This is a genomic window from Streptomyces sp. NBC_00203 (assembly GCF_045206325.1).
Lineage (GTDB): Bacteria > Actinomycetota > Actinomycetes > Streptomycetales > Streptomycetaceae > Streptomyces > Streptomyces lutosisoli.
Genome location: NZ_CP108126.1, coordinates 8,622,605 through 8,638,694 on the forward strand (window position 1 = coordinate 8,622,605; position 16,090 = coordinate 8,638,694).

Annotated in this window: 15 protein-coding genes; 6 read left to right on the forward strand and 9 right to left on the reverse strand. The window is 70.8% G+C overall.

What is annotated here, in order from left to right; translation table 11 throughout:
* The first annotated feature begins 12 nt into the window (after window positions 1-12).
* The 3 genes from OG975_RS38300 (at window position 13) to OG975_RS38310 (ending at window position 2,578) form a co-directional block, all read left to right on the forward strand.
* The gene (locus OG975_RS38300) at window positions 13-468 is read left to right on the forward strand and encodes a nuclear transport factor 2 family protein (protein WP_327433021.1); all 456 of its coding nucleotides are present in this window, start codon (window positions 13-15) and stop codon (window positions 466-468) included.
* Between the two features lie 152 nt (window positions 469-620).
* On the forward strand, window positions 621-1,874 hold the full coding sequence (locus OG975_RS38305) for an IS701 family transposase (RefSeq protein WP_327433022.1): 1,254 nt from the start codon (window positions 621-623) through the stop codon (window positions 1,872-1,874).
* 266 nt (window positions 1,875-2,140) lie between these two features.
* A complete protein-coding gene (locus tag OG975_RS38310) occupies window positions 2,141-2,578 on the forward strand; it encodes a TIGR03618 family F420-dependent PPOX class oxidoreductase (protein WP_406334076.1) in 438 nt (145 codons plus the stop codon).
* Between the two features lie 133 nt (window positions 2,579-2,711).
* Here OG975_RS38310 and OG975_RS38315 read toward each other — a convergent pair whose 3' ends face one another.
* Window positions 2,712-3,209: a cupin domain-containing protein gene (locus OG975_RS38315; RefSeq protein WP_330308334.1), complete on the reverse strand. Its 498-nt coding sequence runs from the start codon at window positions 3,207-3,209 to the stop codon at window positions 2,712-2,714.
* Between the two features lie 215 nt (window positions 3,210-3,424).
* Between OG975_RS38315 and OG975_RS38320 the strand changes: the two genes are divergently transcribed.
* The gene (locus tag OG975_RS38320; protein ID WP_406334078.1) at window positions 3,425-4,906 is read left to right on the forward strand and encodes a flavin monoamine oxidase family protein; all 1,482 of its coding nucleotides are present in this window, start codon (window positions 3,425-3,427) and stop codon (window positions 4,904-4,906) included.
* Between the two features lie 82 nt (window positions 4,907-4,988).
* Here OG975_RS38320 and OG975_RS38325 read toward each other — a convergent pair whose 3' ends face one another.
* Window positions 4,989-6,503, reverse strand: a complete 1,515-nt coding sequence (locus OG975_RS38325) for a helix-turn-helix domain-containing protein (protein ID WP_406334080.1) — start codon at window positions 6,501-6,503, stop codon at window positions 4,989-4,991.
* Between the two features lie 284 nt (window positions 6,504-6,787).
* Between OG975_RS38325 and OG975_RS38330 the strand changes: the two genes are divergently transcribed.
* Both OG975_RS38330 and OG975_RS38335 read left to right on the forward strand, forming a co-directional pair.
* Window positions 6,788-7,651 carry a thioesterase II family protein gene (locus tag OG975_RS38330; protein ID WP_406334082.1) on the forward strand — a complete coding sequence of 288 codons (864 nt, stop codon included), beginning with the start codon at window positions 6,788-6,790 and terminating at the stop codon, window positions 7,649-7,651.
* A gap of 14 nt (window positions 7,652-7,665) precedes the next feature.
* On the forward strand, window positions 7,666-8,619 hold the full coding sequence (locus OG975_RS38335; RefSeq protein ID WP_406334083.1) for an NAD-dependent epimerase/dehydratase family protein: 954 nt from the start codon (window positions 7,666-7,668) through the stop codon (window positions 8,617-8,619).
* A gap of 72 nt (window positions 8,620-8,691) precedes the next feature.
* Here the strand turns inward: OG975_RS38335 and OG975_RS38340 are convergent, their stop codons facing one another.
* The 7 genes from OG975_RS38340 to OG975_RS38370 all read right to left on the reverse strand — a co-directional run bounded on the left by OG975_RS38340 (window position 8,692) and on the right by OG975_RS38370 (window position 16,090).
* Complete coding sequence (locus tag OG975_RS38340; protein ID WP_406334084.1) at window positions 8,692-9,453, reverse strand: SDR family NAD(P)-dependent oxidoreductase; 762 nt, start codon at window positions 9,451-9,453, stop codon at window positions 8,692-8,694.
* 108 nt (window positions 9,454-9,561) lie between these two features.
* A complete protein-coding gene (locus OG975_RS38345; protein WP_406334086.1) occupies window positions 9,562-10,383 on the reverse strand; it encodes an enoyl-CoA hydratase/isomerase family protein in 822 nt (273 codons plus the stop codon).
* A 1-nt stretch (window position 10,384) separates the two neighbouring features.
* On the reverse strand, window positions 10,385-11,422 hold the full coding sequence (locus OG975_RS38350) for a ketoacyl-ACP synthase III (protein WP_330308341.1): 1,038 nt from the start codon (window positions 11,420-11,422) through the stop codon (window positions 10,385-10,387).
* Between the two features lie 309 nt (window positions 11,423-11,731).
* Entirely contained in the window at window positions 11,732-12,376 is a 645-nt protein-coding gene (locus tag OG975_RS38355; RefSeq protein ID WP_406334088.1) for a response regulator transcription factor, read from the reverse strand.
* Entirely contained in the window at window positions 12,373-12,948 is a 576-nt protein-coding gene (locus OG975_RS38360; RefSeq protein WP_406334089.1) for a flavodoxin family protein, read from the reverse strand. The genes OG975_RS38355 and OG975_RS38360 overlap by 4 nt, the downstream gene beginning before the upstream one ends.
* 20 nt (window positions 12,949-12,968) lie before the next feature.
* On the reverse strand, window positions 12,969-14,531 hold the full coding sequence (locus OG975_RS38365; RefSeq protein ID WP_406334090.1) for an FAD-dependent monooxygenase: 1,563 nt from the start codon (window positions 14,529-14,531) through the stop codon (window positions 12,969-12,971).
* Window positions 14,528-16,090, reverse strand: a complete 1,563-nt coding sequence (locus OG975_RS38370; RefSeq protein ID WP_406334092.1) for a class I adenylate-forming enzyme family protein — start codon at window positions 16,088-16,090, stop codon at window positions 14,528-14,530. Before OG975_RS38370 ends, OG975_RS38365 begins: the two co-directional genes overlap by 4 nt.

The window sequence follows — 16,090 nt, forward strand, 5'->3', positions numbered from 1 at the left end:
AGAAGGCTTCCCATGACCGAATCCACCCTGCTCGGCGCCTCCTTGACCGAGCAGTCCATCCGTGACGCGGTCCGCGACTGGTACATCGCCCTGGACCAGCACGTCCCGCTGGAGCAGGTGCTGCCCTATCTCGTCCAGGACGGCCTGGAGATGCGCTTCCCCGAAGCGACGCTCACGACGCTGGACGAGTTCAAGGGCTGGTACGAGGCGGTGACCAACCGCTTCTTCGACGAGGTGCACGAGCTCAAGAGCGTCGAGGTGGAGCCCACCGCCCGCGGTGAGGCGCTTGTCAAGGTGGTTGTCAACTGGCAGGCCCACATCTGGAATCCGCCCGCGGCGCGCAGCCAGTGGCTGGGCTTCGACGCGTACCAGACCTGGATCGTCGTCGCAGGTGAGGACGGTAGTCCGCTGGTGAAGACGTACATCGTGGACGACCTGGACCCCATGGAGGGCTCGGCGTCGCTGTAAACAACCACCACCACCGCCACGGGCGGAGTCTCCAGGTCGGAGACTCCGCCCGTTGGCGTATGACAGCCCCCAAAACAGCTGTTTTACTGGTGACTTGACAGATTTTCACAGCCGGAGTTAACTGGCATTGATGCTTCACGCAGGGGGTCTCCATGTCTTTGAACGCTGACCTGAACGCCACGCGGGAGCGGGGCCGGGGAGACGGTCTCTCCGAATACTGCGCGTATCTCTTCTCGCCGTTCGCCCGCTCCGACCAGCGCCGCTGGGGCGAGGTCTATGTGCGCGGACTGCTCGACGCCAGTGGCCGCAAGACTCCGGCCCGTATCTCCGAGCATGTCCTCGGCCGCCGCGCCTCCCAGTCACTGCAACAGTTCGTGAGCCAGAGTCCCTGGGAGGTGACGGATGTCCGTAAACGCCTCGCCGAGCAGGTCTTCCTCGCCGCCGAACCCGACGCCTGGGTGGTGGACGAGGTGGTCTTCCCGAAGAACGGCAACCACTCGGCGGGAGTGGCCCGGCAGTTCGTGCCGGCCGAGGGCCGCACCGCCAACTGCCAACTGGGCCTGGCCGTGTCCCTCGCCACCGAGGACGCCAGCATCCCGGTGAACTGGCGGCTGCTGATGCCGCCGCACTGGGACGACGACGAGCGGCGGCGCGGCGCGGCCCGGGTGCCGGACGTCGAGCGCCACCAGCCCCGCTGGCGGCATGTGCTGCACAGCCTCGACGAGATGGTGCAGGAGTGGGACCTCAGGCCCGCTCCGATACTCGCCGACTGGCGGCACGAACCCGACGTCCTCCCGTTACTCGACGGGCTGGAGGCCCGCGGGCTCGGCTATCTCGTCGAAGTCGCCGGTGGCGCACCACTGCTGGCGGCCCCCTCGGCGAACGGATCGCCCGTCGTGCTGGGCACGGCCGCCGACATGATGCACACGGCGGGCCGCCGCAGCGCCCGCGTCACCCTCGCCTGGCGCGAAGGCGTCGAGAGCCGGGTGAGGCAGTCGCAGTTCCTCGCCGCGCAGATCCCGGCGGGCCCCGGCGGCCCGGCTGTCCGGCACGGCGAGCGCCGCTTTCGCAGGCCCCGCCAGCTCCTCGTCGAATGGCCGGCCGGGCGGCCGCAGCCGCGGACCTACTGGGTCACCAACCTCGGCTCGCGCCGGCTCCCCGATCTCGTCTCCACGGCGAAGCTGCGCTGGCGCTCCCGCTACGACCTCGGGCGGCTGCGCGAGGAGTGCGGCCTCGTCGACTTCGAGGGCCGCTCCTTCCGGGGCTGGCACCACCATGTGACGCTGGCCTCCGCGGCCCACGGCTTCCAGGCCCTGGAGCGGCTCGCGGCCCGCCGGGCGGCGGGCGCGATACGCCGGCACGGAGCAGTTCCCGCCGTGCCCGCCGTGTCCAGCGTCTCCTCATGAAGAATTCCGCGCGATATGACGCAGTACCGAACCGCGAACCGCCCGGGCGGAATTCAGAAGTTCGGCTTTGCTTGACTGGCTCATGCTTGACTGACTAATGCTTGACCGAGGCGAGGGAATGCACGCGATCGATATCCCTCCCGATGAATCCCCCACATACCGGGGACGCTTTCCGAAGCGGTGTCCCCGCACAGCTCCCGCCGCCAGGGGTCGGGCGGCGGGAGCTGTTTCCCCTTCACCGGCCGGGCAGTGAGAGAGGAACCACTGTGAGCAGCACAACGCGCTACCAGCTGACCGCACCGGTGCGCCGGGCTCTCACCTCCGGCCATCTCGCGCACATGGTGACCCTCAACCCGGACGGCAGCCCACAGGTGGCCTGTGTCTGGGTGGGACTCGACGAGAAGGACCGGATCGTCTCCGGCCACCTCTACGAGCAGCAGAAGATCCGCAATCTGCGCCGCGACCCGCGGGTCGCGCTCTCCATGGCGTCGGGGGCCAAGAGCCCCGACGGCATGGAGTACCACTTCGTGGCGCACGGCACCGCCGAGGTCCTTCAGGGCGGCGCCGTCGCCCTGCTCGGCCGGATCGCCGTGCCGTACCTGGACGCCGGAGCGTCCTGGCCCGCGGACCGCTTCGCGAACGCCACCGGCTTCGTCGTCCGCGTCACCATCGACCGGGTGACCGGCTTCGGCCCCTGGGGCTGAGCGGTCGGACTGAGCGGTCCCGGGCACATACAGGCACGGGACACGGGAAAGGCCCGCGGTCGCCCGGACCGGCAGTGAAGACGTCCTGCCGGTCCGGATGCCACGGGCCTTCGCGAGCCCTCCGCAGGCGCCCTCAGGCCGCCTGCGGTGAACGCGCTGCCGCCCAGATCTCGCTGTGCACCGAGTGGCTGTCGAAGCTGTCCTCGACGGCCAGCAGATCCGAGTACGGGGCCTCGCCGTTGACGATCCGGCCGAGCAGCCGGAAGTAGTCGAAGCGGTCGACGCCCGGCGTGATGGTGATCAGCAGCTCGGCCTCCGATCCCGGTACCGCGGCGAAGGCGTGCGGCATGAACGGCGGTACGACCACCAGGTCGCCGCGGCCCGCCTCGACGACCTTGTCGCCGCCCAGCAACTGCACGGCGCCGGCAACGACATAGAACAGCTCCGACGAACGGGCGTGATAGTGCGGCGCGGAGCCGTCGGCGCCCGGGGCGAGCAGTACCCGGTGGCAGCTGAGCGCCCCCGCGGTGCTGCCCGCGTCGGTGAGTAGAAACGCCGCGCCGGTGGAGTGGCTGATGGTCTCGGCCTCAGCGCCCCGAACGAGTACGGGTTCATGGCGGAATGCAGACATCCTTTTACCCTCCCGAGAATTCCGGTGACTGCTGTTGTATCCACAACGCATATTCCTGTCCACGGAACTTGACGCAGTGCGGCGACGACACCCGGACAATTCCCTGCGTGCGTACGTGATTTCGAAACACTCGCCCCAGTCTTGATAGGACGGGCGGTGTCGCACTTTCTTCGGCAACGCACCGCGACCCACCGCAACGCATTCGAAGGGGAATCATGAGACCGCAACTGAACCGCAGAAGCCTCCTCGGCGCCGGTGTCGCCCTCGGGGCGGGCGCCGCCACCACGGCCGCCGTGGCGAGCCCCGCCCGGGCGCAGGCCACCGAGGGCGCGGACGCCGTCGTCGACACCGTGGTCGTCGGCGCGGGCCTCGCGGGGCTGACCGCGGCCCGCAAGCTGGTCGCCGCCGGCAAGAAGGTGCTGGTTCTGGAGGCCCGCGACCGGGTGGGCGGCCGGGTCCACGACATAGGTCTCGCCAACGGCGGAACCATAGAGCGCGGCGGCCAGTTCACCGGCCCCACCCAGACCCGGCTCCAGGCGCTGGCCGACGAACTCGGCGTCAAGACGTTCACCGGCTACAACACCGGCGAGAGCATCTACTACACCGCCGACGGCACCGTGATCCGCTACAGCGGCGCGCTGCCGCCCATGGACAACGACTCCTACCAGGCCCTCGGCCAGGCCATCTACCAGCTCGACACCCTCGCCTCGACCATCCCCGTGGACGCGCCCTGGACCGCGCCCAAGGCCGAGGAGCTCGACGGGCAGACCTTCGCGAGCTGGATCGAGGGCAACGTCACCAACGCCAACGCGAAGACGATCCTGCATCTGATGTCCAACGGCGCGCTGTCCGCCGAGTCCCGCGACATCTCCCTGCTGTGGATCCTGAACTACATCGCGGTCTCCGGGAACGAGACCAACCCGGGCAACCTCACCCGGCTCATCAGCACCCTGGGCGGCGCCCGCGACTCACGCTTCGTCGGCGGCCCCTACCAGCTCGCCACGAAGATGGCCGCGGCACTCGGCAGCAAGGTGGTGCTCAAGGCCCCGGTCCGGCGGATCGTCCAGTCGGGCAGCTCGGCCCTCGTCGTCGCCGACGGCCTCGCGGTGACGGCCAGTTCGGTCGTCGTCGCCCTCCCGCCCACCCTCGCCGGCCGCATCGTCTACAGCCCCGCGCTGCCCGCCACCCGCGACCAGCTCACCCAGCGCTTCCCGCTCTCCTCCATCGGCAAGGCGATCGTGGTCTACGACAAGCCGTTCTGGCGGGACGCGGGCCTCAACGGCCAGGTGGCGGCCCTGACCGGCACCACCCGTAGCACCTTCGACAACTCGCCTCCCGACGGCTCGTACGGCGCCCTGCTCGCCTTCCTCGACGGTGACCAGATGCGCGCGGTCGAGGACAAGAGCGACGCCACCATCAGGCAGCTGATCCTCGACGACCTGGCACGCTACTTCGGCTCCCAGGCGGCCACGCCCACCGAGTTCGTGCTGGGGCGCTGGGACGCCGAGGAGTACACCCGCGGCGGCGCCCCCGGCTTCACGCCGCCCGGCGTCCTCACCCGTTTCGGCTCCTCCATCAGGAAGACCGCCGGAGTCATCCACTGGGCGGGCGCCGAGACCGCGACCTTCTGGAACGGGCACATGGAGGGCGCCGTCCGCTCCGGCGAGCAGGCCGCCGCGGACATCCTCAAGGGGTGAGGCGGACCTCCTCACGGGTGAATCAGCCCTGCTCCACGGGCGTGCGGGCTCATCCCGGCCGAACGGAACGAGCCCGCACGACTCAGCGCTGCCGCTCGGTCAGCACCGGCTCGGCCGCCGGCAACCGTTCCGTCGGCATCGGCTCGGCCACGGGCAGATGTTCCGTCGGCACCGGCTCGATCACGGGCGGGTGTTCCGTCGGCATCGGCTCGGCCACGGCCAGGTGTTCCGTCGGCACCGGCTCCATCGCGGGCAGGTGTTCCATCAGTACCGGCTCGGGCGCCGGCAGCGGATGCAGCCCGACCCCCGCCAGCGCCTGCTGATAGGCGCCCAGCGCCTCGGCCGACCGCCCCTGGTGCTGCCAGAAGTCGCCGAGCCTGCGCCACAGCTTCGACGTCTTCCTGCTCGGCGTGAGCCGGCCCAACTGCCGTACGGCCTCCTGGAACGCGGACTCGCCGCGCCCGCCCTCCCCGGTCGCGAAGAGCGCCTCACCGAGGATGAAACGCGCCTCGACGACCTCCACGGTGTCCTGCGCGCTGAACAGGCCCAGCGCCCGCTCGGCGAGCGTCACCGCCTCCTCGGCGCGACCGCACCTCAACGTGGCCCAGGCGACGCCCATTTCGGCGAGCGCGCGCTCCAGGGCGGTGCCGACTTCGGCCAGATCGCGCCGCGCCTCCTTGAGGAGCCGCAGTGCCCGCGCGGGCTCCGGCGTATGGGATTCGAGCAGCAGGATGCCGTACGAACCCTTGAGCATCGCCTGGTGCCGGACGTTGTCGGTCTGCGCCATGAGCACCAGGGCCCGCTCGATGAGGGCGAGCGCCTCACTGGTCCGGCCGCGGGAGTGGGCGACCAGGCCCGCGTTCCAGTACGCCGAGCCGCGCGTCGCCCGCGAACCCGTGGAGTCCGCGGTCTCGACCAGCCGGGCGGCCAGCATATGAGCCCGGGGCAGGTTGCCGCGCAGCTGGTAGCAGCCCATCAGGGCGGTGCCGAGCTGCACATGGTCGTCCGTGGTCTCCAGCCCGAGATCGTCGAGAGTGCGGGTGGCCTTCTCGCCTATCTCGATGCTCATGTCCAGGTCACCGGCGGTGCGATAGCAACGGCACAGCGCGATCGCCAGCTGGGCCCACTCGGCGGAGCCCGGTGTGGTGTCGGGTGATTCGTAGAGGGCGTGCAGGAGGTGGAGAGCGGGCTCGGTGCGGCCCAGTCGTTCCATGGTCAGGGCCTGACCGAGATTCGCCCTGCGCAGCGCCGGCGCGTCGAGGAGCGGGGCCGACTCCAGGACTTCGGCGTAGGACTGGAGGGCCTCGCCGTACGCCCCGTTGCGCAGCGCGATGTCCGCGAACGCGAGTTTGAGCCGGAGCTCCTTGCCGCGGTTGTCGTCGCGTCCGGTGCGCAGATACTCCACGGAGCAGCCCACGCGGTCGGCGAGCGCTTCGAGGATCGCGGGCGACGGCATTCTCTTGCCCGTCTCGATCAGGGACACATAACTGACGGATATGTCTTCGGAGGCCAGGTCCTGTTGGTTGAGGCCGCGCCGCCGGCGCTGCTCACGCAGACGCCGGCCGATGCCGCTGGACACGCTCAGTGGCGGTTTCATGTTTCTCCAGGGGCTTACTGACATGCCCTTGCACAGCATGGGGGGTGGTTGCGGGCACGGTGCGACTTCTTGTTTACCGCCATTTGTCAGTGTGTCAATGAGGCTGCCGACTCAATGGCCGAAGTCTGTTCCTCTCCTATTGCCGTCGCACCCGCTCCGACGTGCTGTGCCGCAGCTGACCGCCACACTGTGTCAGATTTGATTGACTGTCCGATGTGCATGGACTTGACTACGGAAGTCAAATTCCCTCTGGGGAAGGGGTCGAACCATGCCCAGGATGCCCGATGGCCGGCGGCACCGCTGAGCCGCCCGCGCGGCCGAGGACCGAACCCTGGCTGTCCCGTACGCCCGCGCCGGACGCCACCGCCCGCCTGTTCTGCTTTCCGTACCCGGGCCTCGGTGCCTCGACCTACCGGCACTGGCCGGACCGCGTCGGCGGCGCCGAACTCTGCCGGGTCCAGCCGCCGGGCCGTGAGGCGCGCCGGGGCGAGGAGCACTACGGCACGTACGAGGCGTTCGCCGCACGGGCCGCCGACGCGCTGCTGCCCTGGCTCGACCGGCCCTTCGCCCTCCTCGGGCACAGCACCGGAGCGCTCCAGGCCTTCGCGCTCACCGTGCGGCTGGTCCGGCGGCAACTGCCGTTACCGGCAAGGCTCTTCGTCTCCTCCCAGGTGGCACCCCACCACGGTCCATGGGGGCCGCTGCTGCGGATGACCGACGCGCAGCTCGTCACCGAGATCGGCAGGCTCACCCGGGTGATGGGCGGCGCGGAGTCGCTCGCCACCCTCACCGCGGGGCTGCGCGTACTGCGGGCCGACGTCACCGCTGCCCAGCGCTACAGCGTGCAGCTCCCGGTGCCCCTGCCCGTCGGTGTGCACGCCATCGGCTGGCGCGACGACGACCAGGTGGCGCCGGAGCGGATGGCGGGCTGGGCGGCCTGCTCGGCGCGGGGCGCCTTCCGCCGCGTCACCCTTCCCGGCGGGCACCACGCCTTCCTCGACGCACCACCGCCGCTGCTCGCCGAACTCGCCCACGAGCTCGGCGAGTTCACCGATGACAGTGACCGGCATCACATCGACGAACTGTCGCAGCGGCGCACCGTCGCCCGTCCTGAAGTCACCCATCGTTCCCGGGCAGCCGGGGCCTGATTCCTGGAGTTGTCATGCAAGTTCTCGTCGCCGGCGGGACCGGCGTCATCGGTCGGCAGCTGGTGCCGCTGCTGCGCTCGGCGGGCCACGACGTGGTCGTGCTGTCCCGTCCCGGACGCAGCGCGACGGCCGCCGACCGGCTCGGCGCGAAGGTCGTCGAGGCCGACGCCCTGGACCGCGCGGCCGTCGCCAAGGCGCTGCGCTCCGCCGCGCCGCAGGCCGTCGTCAACATGCTCACGGCCATCCCGGCCGAGATCAATCCGCGCCGCCTGGCCAAGGACTTCGAACTGACCAACCGGCTGCGCACCGAAGGCACCCGCAACCTCTTCGAAGCCGCCCGCGACATCGGCGTACAACGGATCGTCTCGCAGGGCCTCGCCTACGCGTACGACCCGGGCGGCACGGGCGCCGCCGACGAGGAGGCGCCGCTGTGGAAGAACCCGCCCAAGCAGTTCGTGCCGGTGCTCGGCGCCCTGCGTGACCTGGAACGGCAGACGCTGCTCGCCGAGGGCGCCGTACTGCGTCTCGGGCACCTCTACGGGCCGGGCACGATCTACGCCCCCGACGGCTCGTTCGTCCAGCAGGTGAGGGCGGGCAAGGTGCCCCTGGTCGGCGGCGGCACCGCGACCTTCTCCTTCACCCACACCCGGGATGCCGCCGCCGCGGTGGTCGCGGCGCTGAAGTCCGACTACAGCGGCGTACTGAACGTGGTGGACGACGAGCCCGCGCCGATGAACGTCTGGCTGCCCGAACTCGCCGACATCCTCGGCGCGCGGAAGCCCAAGGGCGCGCCCGCCGCACTCGCCCGGATGGCCGTCGGCGGCTGGGGCGTCGCCTTCATGACCCAGCTGCGCGGCGCGGACAACGCCCGCGCCAAGCTGCAGCTCGACTGGACCCCGCGGTACCCCACCTGGCGTACCGGGTTCACCGCCGAGCTGCGCAACACGGCCTCACCGGCCGCGGCTTGAGAGGCGCGCGGCCCGAACCCGGCGGCGGCCTGAGCGGCTGACCCGAGCGCGGGAAGGCGGTGGCGGTGCGTCTCACGCGACACCGAGACGTACCGCCCCGTCCAGCCGGATGACTTCACCGTTGAGCATCGGGTTCTCCACGACATGGGTGACCAGCGAGGCGAACTCGTCGGGCCTGCCCATGCGCCCGGGGTGCGGAGTCTGCGCCACCAGCGAGGCCCGCATGTCGTCGCGCAGGCCCGCGACCATCGGAGTCTCGAACAGCCCCGGTGCCACGGTCACCACCCGGATCGCATGCTTGGCCAGATCCCGTGCGAGCGGCAGCGTCATACCGGTGACGCCCGCCTTGGACGCCGCGTAGGCCGCCTGTCCCGCCATGCCGTCGAAGGCCGCGATGGACGCCGTGCACACCACCACACCCCGGTCGCCGTCCTGCGGCTCATTGCCGGCCATCGCCGCGGCCGCCAGTCGTACGACATTGAAGGTGCCGAGCAGATTGACGCGGACGACCTCCTCGAAGTCGGCGGCCGGCAGCGGGCCTCCACGGCCCAGGACCCGGCCCGTCCGGGCGGAGCCCGCGCAGTTGACCGCGATACCGAGGCGGCCCCTGCGCACCGCCTCGGCGACCGCGGCCTCGACGTCCTCCTCGCGGGAGACGTCGCCCCGCACGAAGCCGATGTCGTGGCCGAGTTCGGCCGCCGCCTTCGCGCCCCGCTCGGCGTCGCGGCCGGTCAGCACGACCTGGGCCCCCGCGGCGAGCAGCCGCCGGGCCAGGGCGAGTCCCAGGCCCGAGGTGCCGCCCGTGATGAGGGCGACGTTCCCTTCGATGTTCATGACTCCTCGTCTCTTCCGGTACGTGTCTCGGTGCCGTGGGGTCTCGGTGGCCCAGGCCCGGCCAGGCACAGGGGCCATGGGCTGTTGACCTCAGTGGGGCCGTTGGCTTCAGTGCCCTTGGAACGCGGCGGGCCTGCGTTCGACGAACGCCGCGATGCCCTCGGCCGCGTCCGCGGTGCGCGCGGTGGCCCGCAGCGTCGTCGACTCGTCCTCCAGATGCTCGGTGAGCGCCCGGCGTGACGCCGCGCGCAGCAGCCGCGCGCTCTCGCCGAAGGCGCGGGTGGGTCCCGCGGCGAGCTGCTCGGCGACCTGCCGGGCCCGCTCGGCGAGCCGCCCGGCCGGTACGACCTCGGTGCACAGCCCCCACTCGACGGCCTCCTCGGCCTCCAGCACATGGCCGAGCAGTGTCATCCGCTGGGCCCGGCGCAATCCGACGAGCTGGGGGAGCTGATGACTGGTGGCCGCGTCCGGGGTGAGCCCGAGCGCCGCGTACGCCGACCGGAAGGTGGCGCCCTCCTCGGTGAGCAGTACGTCCGCGAGGCAGGCGACCCCGAGCCCGGCACCCGCGACATGGCCGCCGGCCGCCACCACGAGGGGGGCGTCGTTCGCGACCAGCCGGGCGAGCGCCGCGTGCAGATGGCTGGTCACCTCCAGGAGGTGACCGGGGATGTCCGGCTGTGCGCGGAAGCTCTTCAGGTCGCCACCGACACAGAAGTGCGCGCCGGCGCCGGAGAGCAGCACGCACCGGGCCCGGGCCACCGGCTCCAGGTGCACCGCGTCCAGCAGTTCGCGGGCGAGCGTCAGATCGATGGCGTTCCGCCGCTCGGGGCGGTCGAGGAGGATGTGCGCCACCCCGCCGCCCCAGGTGACCCGGATCGTGCTGAACTCCCGGCTCCCGAGCGGGAGTTCAGCGACCGTGGTGACCGTCATCTCAGGAACCCAGCAGGAAGTCGTCTTCCGCGGCCCAGCGGATGACCGTACCGCCGTGGCTCATGCCGGCCCCGAAGGAGACGAGTACGACGTTGTCGCCCGGCTTGACGCGGCCCGCGTCGATCGCGTCGCGCAGGGCCAGCGGGACCCCCGCGCCCGAGGTGTTGCCGTACCGCTCGACCGTCGTGAACGTACGCTCCCAGGGCAGCCCCACCTTCTCCATCAGGGCCTCGATCATGTGGTAGTTGGCCTGGTGGAAGATGATCAGGTCGATGTCCTCGACCGTCATCCCCTCCGCCTTGACCAGCTGTTCGACGAAGCCCGGGATGTGCTCCAGAGCGAAGTCGCGGACCGAACGGCCGTGCATGTACGAGTAGTTGTTGCCGAACGCCGACAGCTTGGGGGTGCCGTCCGGCCAGGTCCGCTCCTCGCGCTTCACATACGCCGTGTGGTACGAGCTGGGGTCGCTGGCCAGCAGCGCCGAACCGACCCCGGTGCCGGGAGCGGTGGGCTCCAGCAGGTAGCAGGCGGCGCCGTCACCGAAGATGACGCCCACGGTGCGGTCCTCGGGGTCGAAGAGCTTGGTGTTGACGTCGGCGAGCACGACCGCGACCCGGCGGTAGTCACCGGACTTCACGAACTTGGCGCCCACGTCGAGGGCGAAGACCCCGCCGGGGCAGCCGCCGCTGTTCACGTCGAAGCCGGGCACCCCCTGGATGCCGGCCTTGCGCATGATGCCCACGGCCGCGGCCGGGATCATGTGGTCCGGCGTGTAGGTCCCGCAGATGACCAGGTCGAGCGAGTCCGGGCTGACCCCCGCGCGCTCACAGGCGTCGAGCAGGGCGGCGGCGCCGAGGTCGGAGGTCCACTCGTCCGGGGCGGACCAGCGTCGTTCCTTGATGCCGATGAACTTGCTGATCCATTCGTCGGTGGTGTCGAGCAGCTCCTCCAGTTCGGCGTTGGTGACCACCCGGTCCGGGATACGGCCGCCGACGGCCTTGATCCCGACGCCGTGCGAGGTCTTCTTGGTGAGTTCCATCGGACGCGACTCCTGTTGTTGAGTTTCCTGGGCGGGACGGTGGGGGCCGGGGGCGGCTCGCGTGGAGCCGCCTCCCCTGCCCTGCGGAACAGCCGGGGCCTTCTGGGCTTTCGGCCTTCCGGCCCGTCCTTTTGGGAGTCGGTCCGGATTTCCTTGCCGCACAAATAGAGTCGCGCATCCGGGAGTTATTGGTAATGCACTTCCGGGCTGCTCGGTCGGGGTACCCGAATGGGTAGGTGTGCACCCCTGTCGAGAAAACCAGAAAATGGCGTGCCGCGAGTGCGGCACGCCATTCGGGAGATATGTGGATCATGCTGGCTGTGCGGCCCTGATCAGCCCTTCTTGGAGGGCAAGGGCGACCGCCAGTGTCCGGTTGGGTGAATTGAGCTTGGCCAGTAGATTGGTGACATGACGTTTTATTCCGTGCTCGGAAATTCCGAGTCGCCGGGCTATCTGTTTATTGCTCAGGCCTTCGGCGAGCAGATGAAGCACCTCTCCTTCCCGGGGGGTGAGGGAAATTCTGCGGGCGGGTCGCCGCGTCTGTCGCGACATGAGTGTGCGGGCCATTCCCGGTGGTAGCGGAATATCCCCGGAATGCACCCGGTCCAGCGCTTCACGGAGCTTCTCGACGGTCACGTCCGCCTGCATCAGAAACCCGTGGGCGGCGAGCAGGGTGGCTTCGTCGACGGCGTCCGGGTCCGGGCCTTCGAGCAGCAGCAGAGCCTTGGCGCCGTGCTGGACGGCTCCCCGCACGAGGGCGGGGGTGTCGGGGCCGGAGCCCAGACAGAGCACGATGTCGGGCCGCTGCGCGGGCAGCAGCGCGAACGCCTCCGCCGCCTTGCCGCAGGCCCACACCGATCCCATGGTGGGGATGCTCTTCAGCATGGAGCGGACTCCGTGGCTGAGCAGTTCGTTGTCGAGGACGACGAGCGCGGTGATCCCGGGGGCGCTCAACGTGCCACCCCCGCGAAGGCCTTGGCCACCGTGGCGACCCGCCGGCCGAGATGCCGGGCGGTCTCCGCGTCGGCCTTGGTGACGGCCTCCGGGCCCTGGTCGGTGTTGGCCTGGGCACCGGCGCCGAGCGTGATGCCGAGCCGGTTCAGATCGTGCTCGGAGCCGGTCGAGGAGCACCAGCCCGGCGTCAGGTCCAGGTTGACCCAGTGCATGGCGTGCTGCGAGGCGAGGATGGCGAAGTACTGCAGCGTGTGCAGCTTGTCCCCGTTCATCGCGCCCGCCACGGTGAAGCCCGAGGCCACTTTGTCCTTCCAGGCCCGCGCCGCCCACCGCTTCGACGTCGACTCGGCGAAGACGTGAAAGGCGGCGGACGCGGACCCCATGTAGGTGGGGGAGCCGAAGACGATCGCGTCCGCGGCGTCGAGCGCGGCCCACTCCTCCTCGGTGATGCCGTCCACCGCGATCAGCACGGCGTCGGCACCCGCGTCGGCCACCCCGTCGCGCACCGCCTCGGCGAGGACCGTGGTGTGCCCGAATCCGGAGTGGTAGGCGATGGCGACCGTGGTACCCATGTGCGTACTCCAATGAGAGGTCAGTCCGGGGCGACGGGGGTGAACGCGACGGCGAGTTCGGCACGCAGCCGGTCCAGGTCCCGCGCGTGGCCGTGCGCCGCCACATGTCCGTCCGGTCGGATCAGGTGGTAGCCCGCCCGCCGGCAGCCGGTGAGCGGTGCGGCCCGCTCCTCGCGCAGCCGCACCACCCTCAACCGCGGGTGGCCTTCCGCGAATTGCTCCGCCGCCGCGAGTACGTCAGGTCCGCTGACCGCCAGCGTCCAGGCGTTCGGGTCCACTTCGGGGCCCGCGATCCCGTACGACACGGCGAGCGGCCGCGGGAAGACGGAACCGGGCTTCAGAGCGCGCGGACCGCAGCCGCGCCGCCCGGAGGGCACCTGGCTCTCCCGCTCGGGCCGGTAGGCCAGCCTGCGCCCCGCCATCACGGGCGCGTACAGCCGGGACACCAGCCCGGTGCGGTCCAGCAGCCGGAACGCGGCGTCCCGGGCCAGCACCTTCGGCCGGCTCCCGGCCATCCACGCCCGGGTCTGCAGATCCGTGTCGCGGACGATGCGACGGGTCGCCTCGGCGCGCTCGGGGCCGTAACTCAGGAGCAGTTCGGCCGGCGAGCTGCCGTGGACGACCGCGGCCAGTTTCCAGGCGAGGTTGTGCGCGTCCTGGAGGCCGTTGTTCATGCCCTGCCCGCCGGCCGGGCTGTGGACGTGGGCCGCGTCGCCCATCAGGAAGACCCGGCCGCGCTGGAAGTCGGTGGCGTGCCGGGCGTGCACCCGGAAGACGGTCTGCCACACCGGCTCGGTGATCCGCACCCCGCGCGGGCCCCGCTCGTCCAGGATCCGCTGCATCATCGCGACGGTGACCTCGCCGCCGCCCTTAGGCATCACCGACAGGAACCGGAAGACACCGTCCGGCATCGGCACGATCACCAGCGTGCCCGTCGGCGCCTGGTAGTAGAGCACCTGGTCCGTGGGCAGTTCGCCCTCGATCCGCGTGTCGATCAGCGCGAACGCCATCTCGTACGTACTGCCGTGGAAGCCGATGCCGAGCTGGCCGCGGACCGAACTGCCCGCCCCGTCCGCGCCGATCACCCACGGCACATGGGTGCGCTCCAGGGTGCCGTCCGGGTGTTCCAGCAGGGCGGTCACCCCGTCCGTGGCGTCGATCCGCCCGGAGAAGTCCACACCGTCGAGGCACAACAGCCGTACGCCGCGCTCGACTTTGCCGCCCAGCTCGTGCAGCCGGTCCGTGAGCAGGCCCTCGGTCACGGGCTGCGGGAGGGTGCGCGAGGCCAGGTCCTCGGCGAAGCCGAAGGTGGCCAGCGGGCGGCCGCCGGAGAAGTAGGAGAAGGCGTTGATGCGGTTCGAGAACCGCTTCAACTCCTCACCGAATCCCAGGTCTTCGAGGATGTCCATGGCGCGCGGCCACAGCGACAGCGCCTTCGGCACGGTCATGGGCTCCTCTGCCCGGTCGACGATCCGCACCCGCACCCCGCGCCTGAGCAGTTCGCAGGCGGCCAGCAGACCGGTGGGGCCGCCGCCGACGACGAGCACGTCGACATCGGCCCGCACCACGGGCCGCGCGCTCACGTCTGCTCCTGGAGCCGACGCGCGAGCTCGATCCGCTGCACCTTCATCGTGGCCGTGCGCGGCAGTTCGCTCAGCGGCAGCTGCACCGGGGCGGCGAGCTGCGGGTAGTCCGCGGCGGCCGCGCGCCAGCGCTCGGGGTCCAGCGGCACGTCCTTGCGGGTGCTCACCACCGGCACCGGCTCCTGTCCGGGACCCGGCACGAGGACCAGTTCGGTCAGCTCCGGCAGCTTCGCCAGGACCGCGTCCTCCACCTCCAGGGTGCTGTGCACACCCGGTATGTGGTCGACCTCGCGGTCCAGCAGATGCAGACAGCCCCACTTGCTGCGGTAGCCGATGTCCATCCCGCGCCACCAGGTGCCGATCGCCTGCTTCTCGAAACGCTCCTTCTCTCCGTAGTACGTCACCGCACGGCCCGGCGTGTAGACGTCGATGTACCCGGGGTTGGCCCTCGACGGGCGCTTGCCCCCGCGCCCCACCAGCCGGAACTTGGTGATGCCCGGCATGGCGTAGCCCAGGCAGCGGCCGTTGGCCTTGTGGGCGTTCCGGCGCGTGTAGCCGCGGCCTACCAGCGGGCCGCACTCGCTCTGCCCGTAGATCTGGAAGAACAGCGGGGCGCGCCGCTCGGAGGCCTTCAGGAGCCGGTCCATCGTGCCCGGGTGGATCGCGTCGAACGTACTGCTGAAGTACTTGACGTTGGCGAACGGCCTGCGCGGGTCGTCGGCGATCTCCTCCCACTCCAGGAAGGAGTTGGGGTGGGTCTCCAGAAATCCCGGCCTGGTCCGCGCGAACAGCTCGGCGGTCTTCTCCGGATCCCCGTCCTCCATGATCACCACCGGCATGGCCCGCGGCAGCAGCACCGCCATCGCCAGGAACATCCGCGAGTGCACGAACGACACGTGTACGGCGACGGTCTCCCGCTTGCGGATCAGCGCGGCGAGCCGGTTCTGCGGACGGAACCGGCCGCGCAGCGTGCGCGCCGAGTGCACGACGAGCTTCGGCAGCCCCGTGGTGCCGGACGTGTGGGTCATCAGCGCGGGCCGGTCGGGGTCGTTGAACACCGGCTTCCGCCGGGGCGCGCCCGCGAGTGCGGTCAGCGAGACCGCGCCCTCGCGGTGCCCGGCGGCCAGCACGACCCGCTCGGTCAGCTCCGCCAGCGGGAAGTCCGCCAGCGAGCCGTCGAGCTTCGCGACGTCCGTCACCAGATAGGGCCGCTTCAGGCGGCCGAGGAGCGCGGCGACACTGTCCCCGGGCAGTGCGGGGGACAGCATCACGGGCACGGCACCGATGCGGGACGCGCCGCTGGCCAGGATGTAGATGTCGAAGTTGGACGTCTTGTGGATGGCGACATGGGCGCCGGGCCGGACGCCGGCGGCCCACAGCCGGGCCGCCATGTCGTCCACGTGCTCGGCGAGTTGACCAACAGTCAGCTCCCGGCCGGTACCGGGCAGGACGTCCAGGTCGTGGTCGAGCGTCAGCGGTGTGGCGCCGTGCTTGGCCGCCGCATGCTCGGCGACCACGCCGAGATACAGCCCACTGCGCCGTACAGGAATCCGGGGCAT

Coding starts and splice junctions, on each gene's coding strand:
- OG975_RS38300 (WP_327433021.1), top strand. CDS start 13: ATGACCGAATCCACCCTGCTCGGCGCCTCCTTGACCGAGCAGTCCATC.
- OG975_RS38305 (WP_327433022.1), top strand. CDS start 621: ATGTCTTTGAACGCTGACCTGAACGCCACGCGGGAGCGGGGCCGGGGA.
- OG975_RS38315 (WP_330308334.1), bottom strand. CDS start 3,209: ATGTCTGCATTCCGCCATGAACCCGTACTCGTTCGGGGCGCTGAGGCC.
- OG975_RS38320 (WP_406334078.1), top strand. CDS start 3,425: ATGAGACCGCAACTGAACCGCAGAAGCCTCCTCGGCGCCGGTGTCGCC.
- OG975_RS38325 (WP_406334080.1), bottom strand. CDS start 6,503: ATGAAACCGCCACTGAGCGTGTCCAGCGGCATCGGCCGGCGTCTGCGT.
- OG975_RS38330 (WP_406334082.1), top strand. CDS start 6,788: ATGGCCGGCGGCACCGCTGAGCCGCCCGCGCGGCCGAGGACCGAACCC.
- OG975_RS38335 (WP_406334083.1), top strand. CDS start 7,666: ATGCAAGTTCTCGTCGCCGGCGGGACCGGCGTCATCGGTCGGCAGCTG.
- OG975_RS38340 (WP_406334084.1), bottom strand. CDS start 9,453: ATGAACATCGAAGGGAACGTCGCCCTCATCACGGGCGGCACCTCGGGC.
- OG975_RS38345 (WP_406334086.1), bottom strand. CDS start 10,383: ATGACGGTCACCACGGTCGCTGAACTCCCGCTCGGGAGCCGGGAGTTC.
- OG975_RS38350 (WP_330308341.1), bottom strand. CDS start 11,422: ATGGAACTCACCAAGAAGACCTCGCACGGCGTCGGGATCAAGGCCGTC.
- OG975_RS38360 (WP_406334089.1), bottom strand. CDS start 12,948: ATGGGTACCACGGTCGCCATCGCCTACCACTCCGGATTCGGGCACACC.
- OG975_RS38370 (WP_406334092.1), bottom strand. CDS start 16,090: ATGCCCCGGATTCCTGTACGGCGCAGTGGGCTGTATCTCGGCGTGGTC.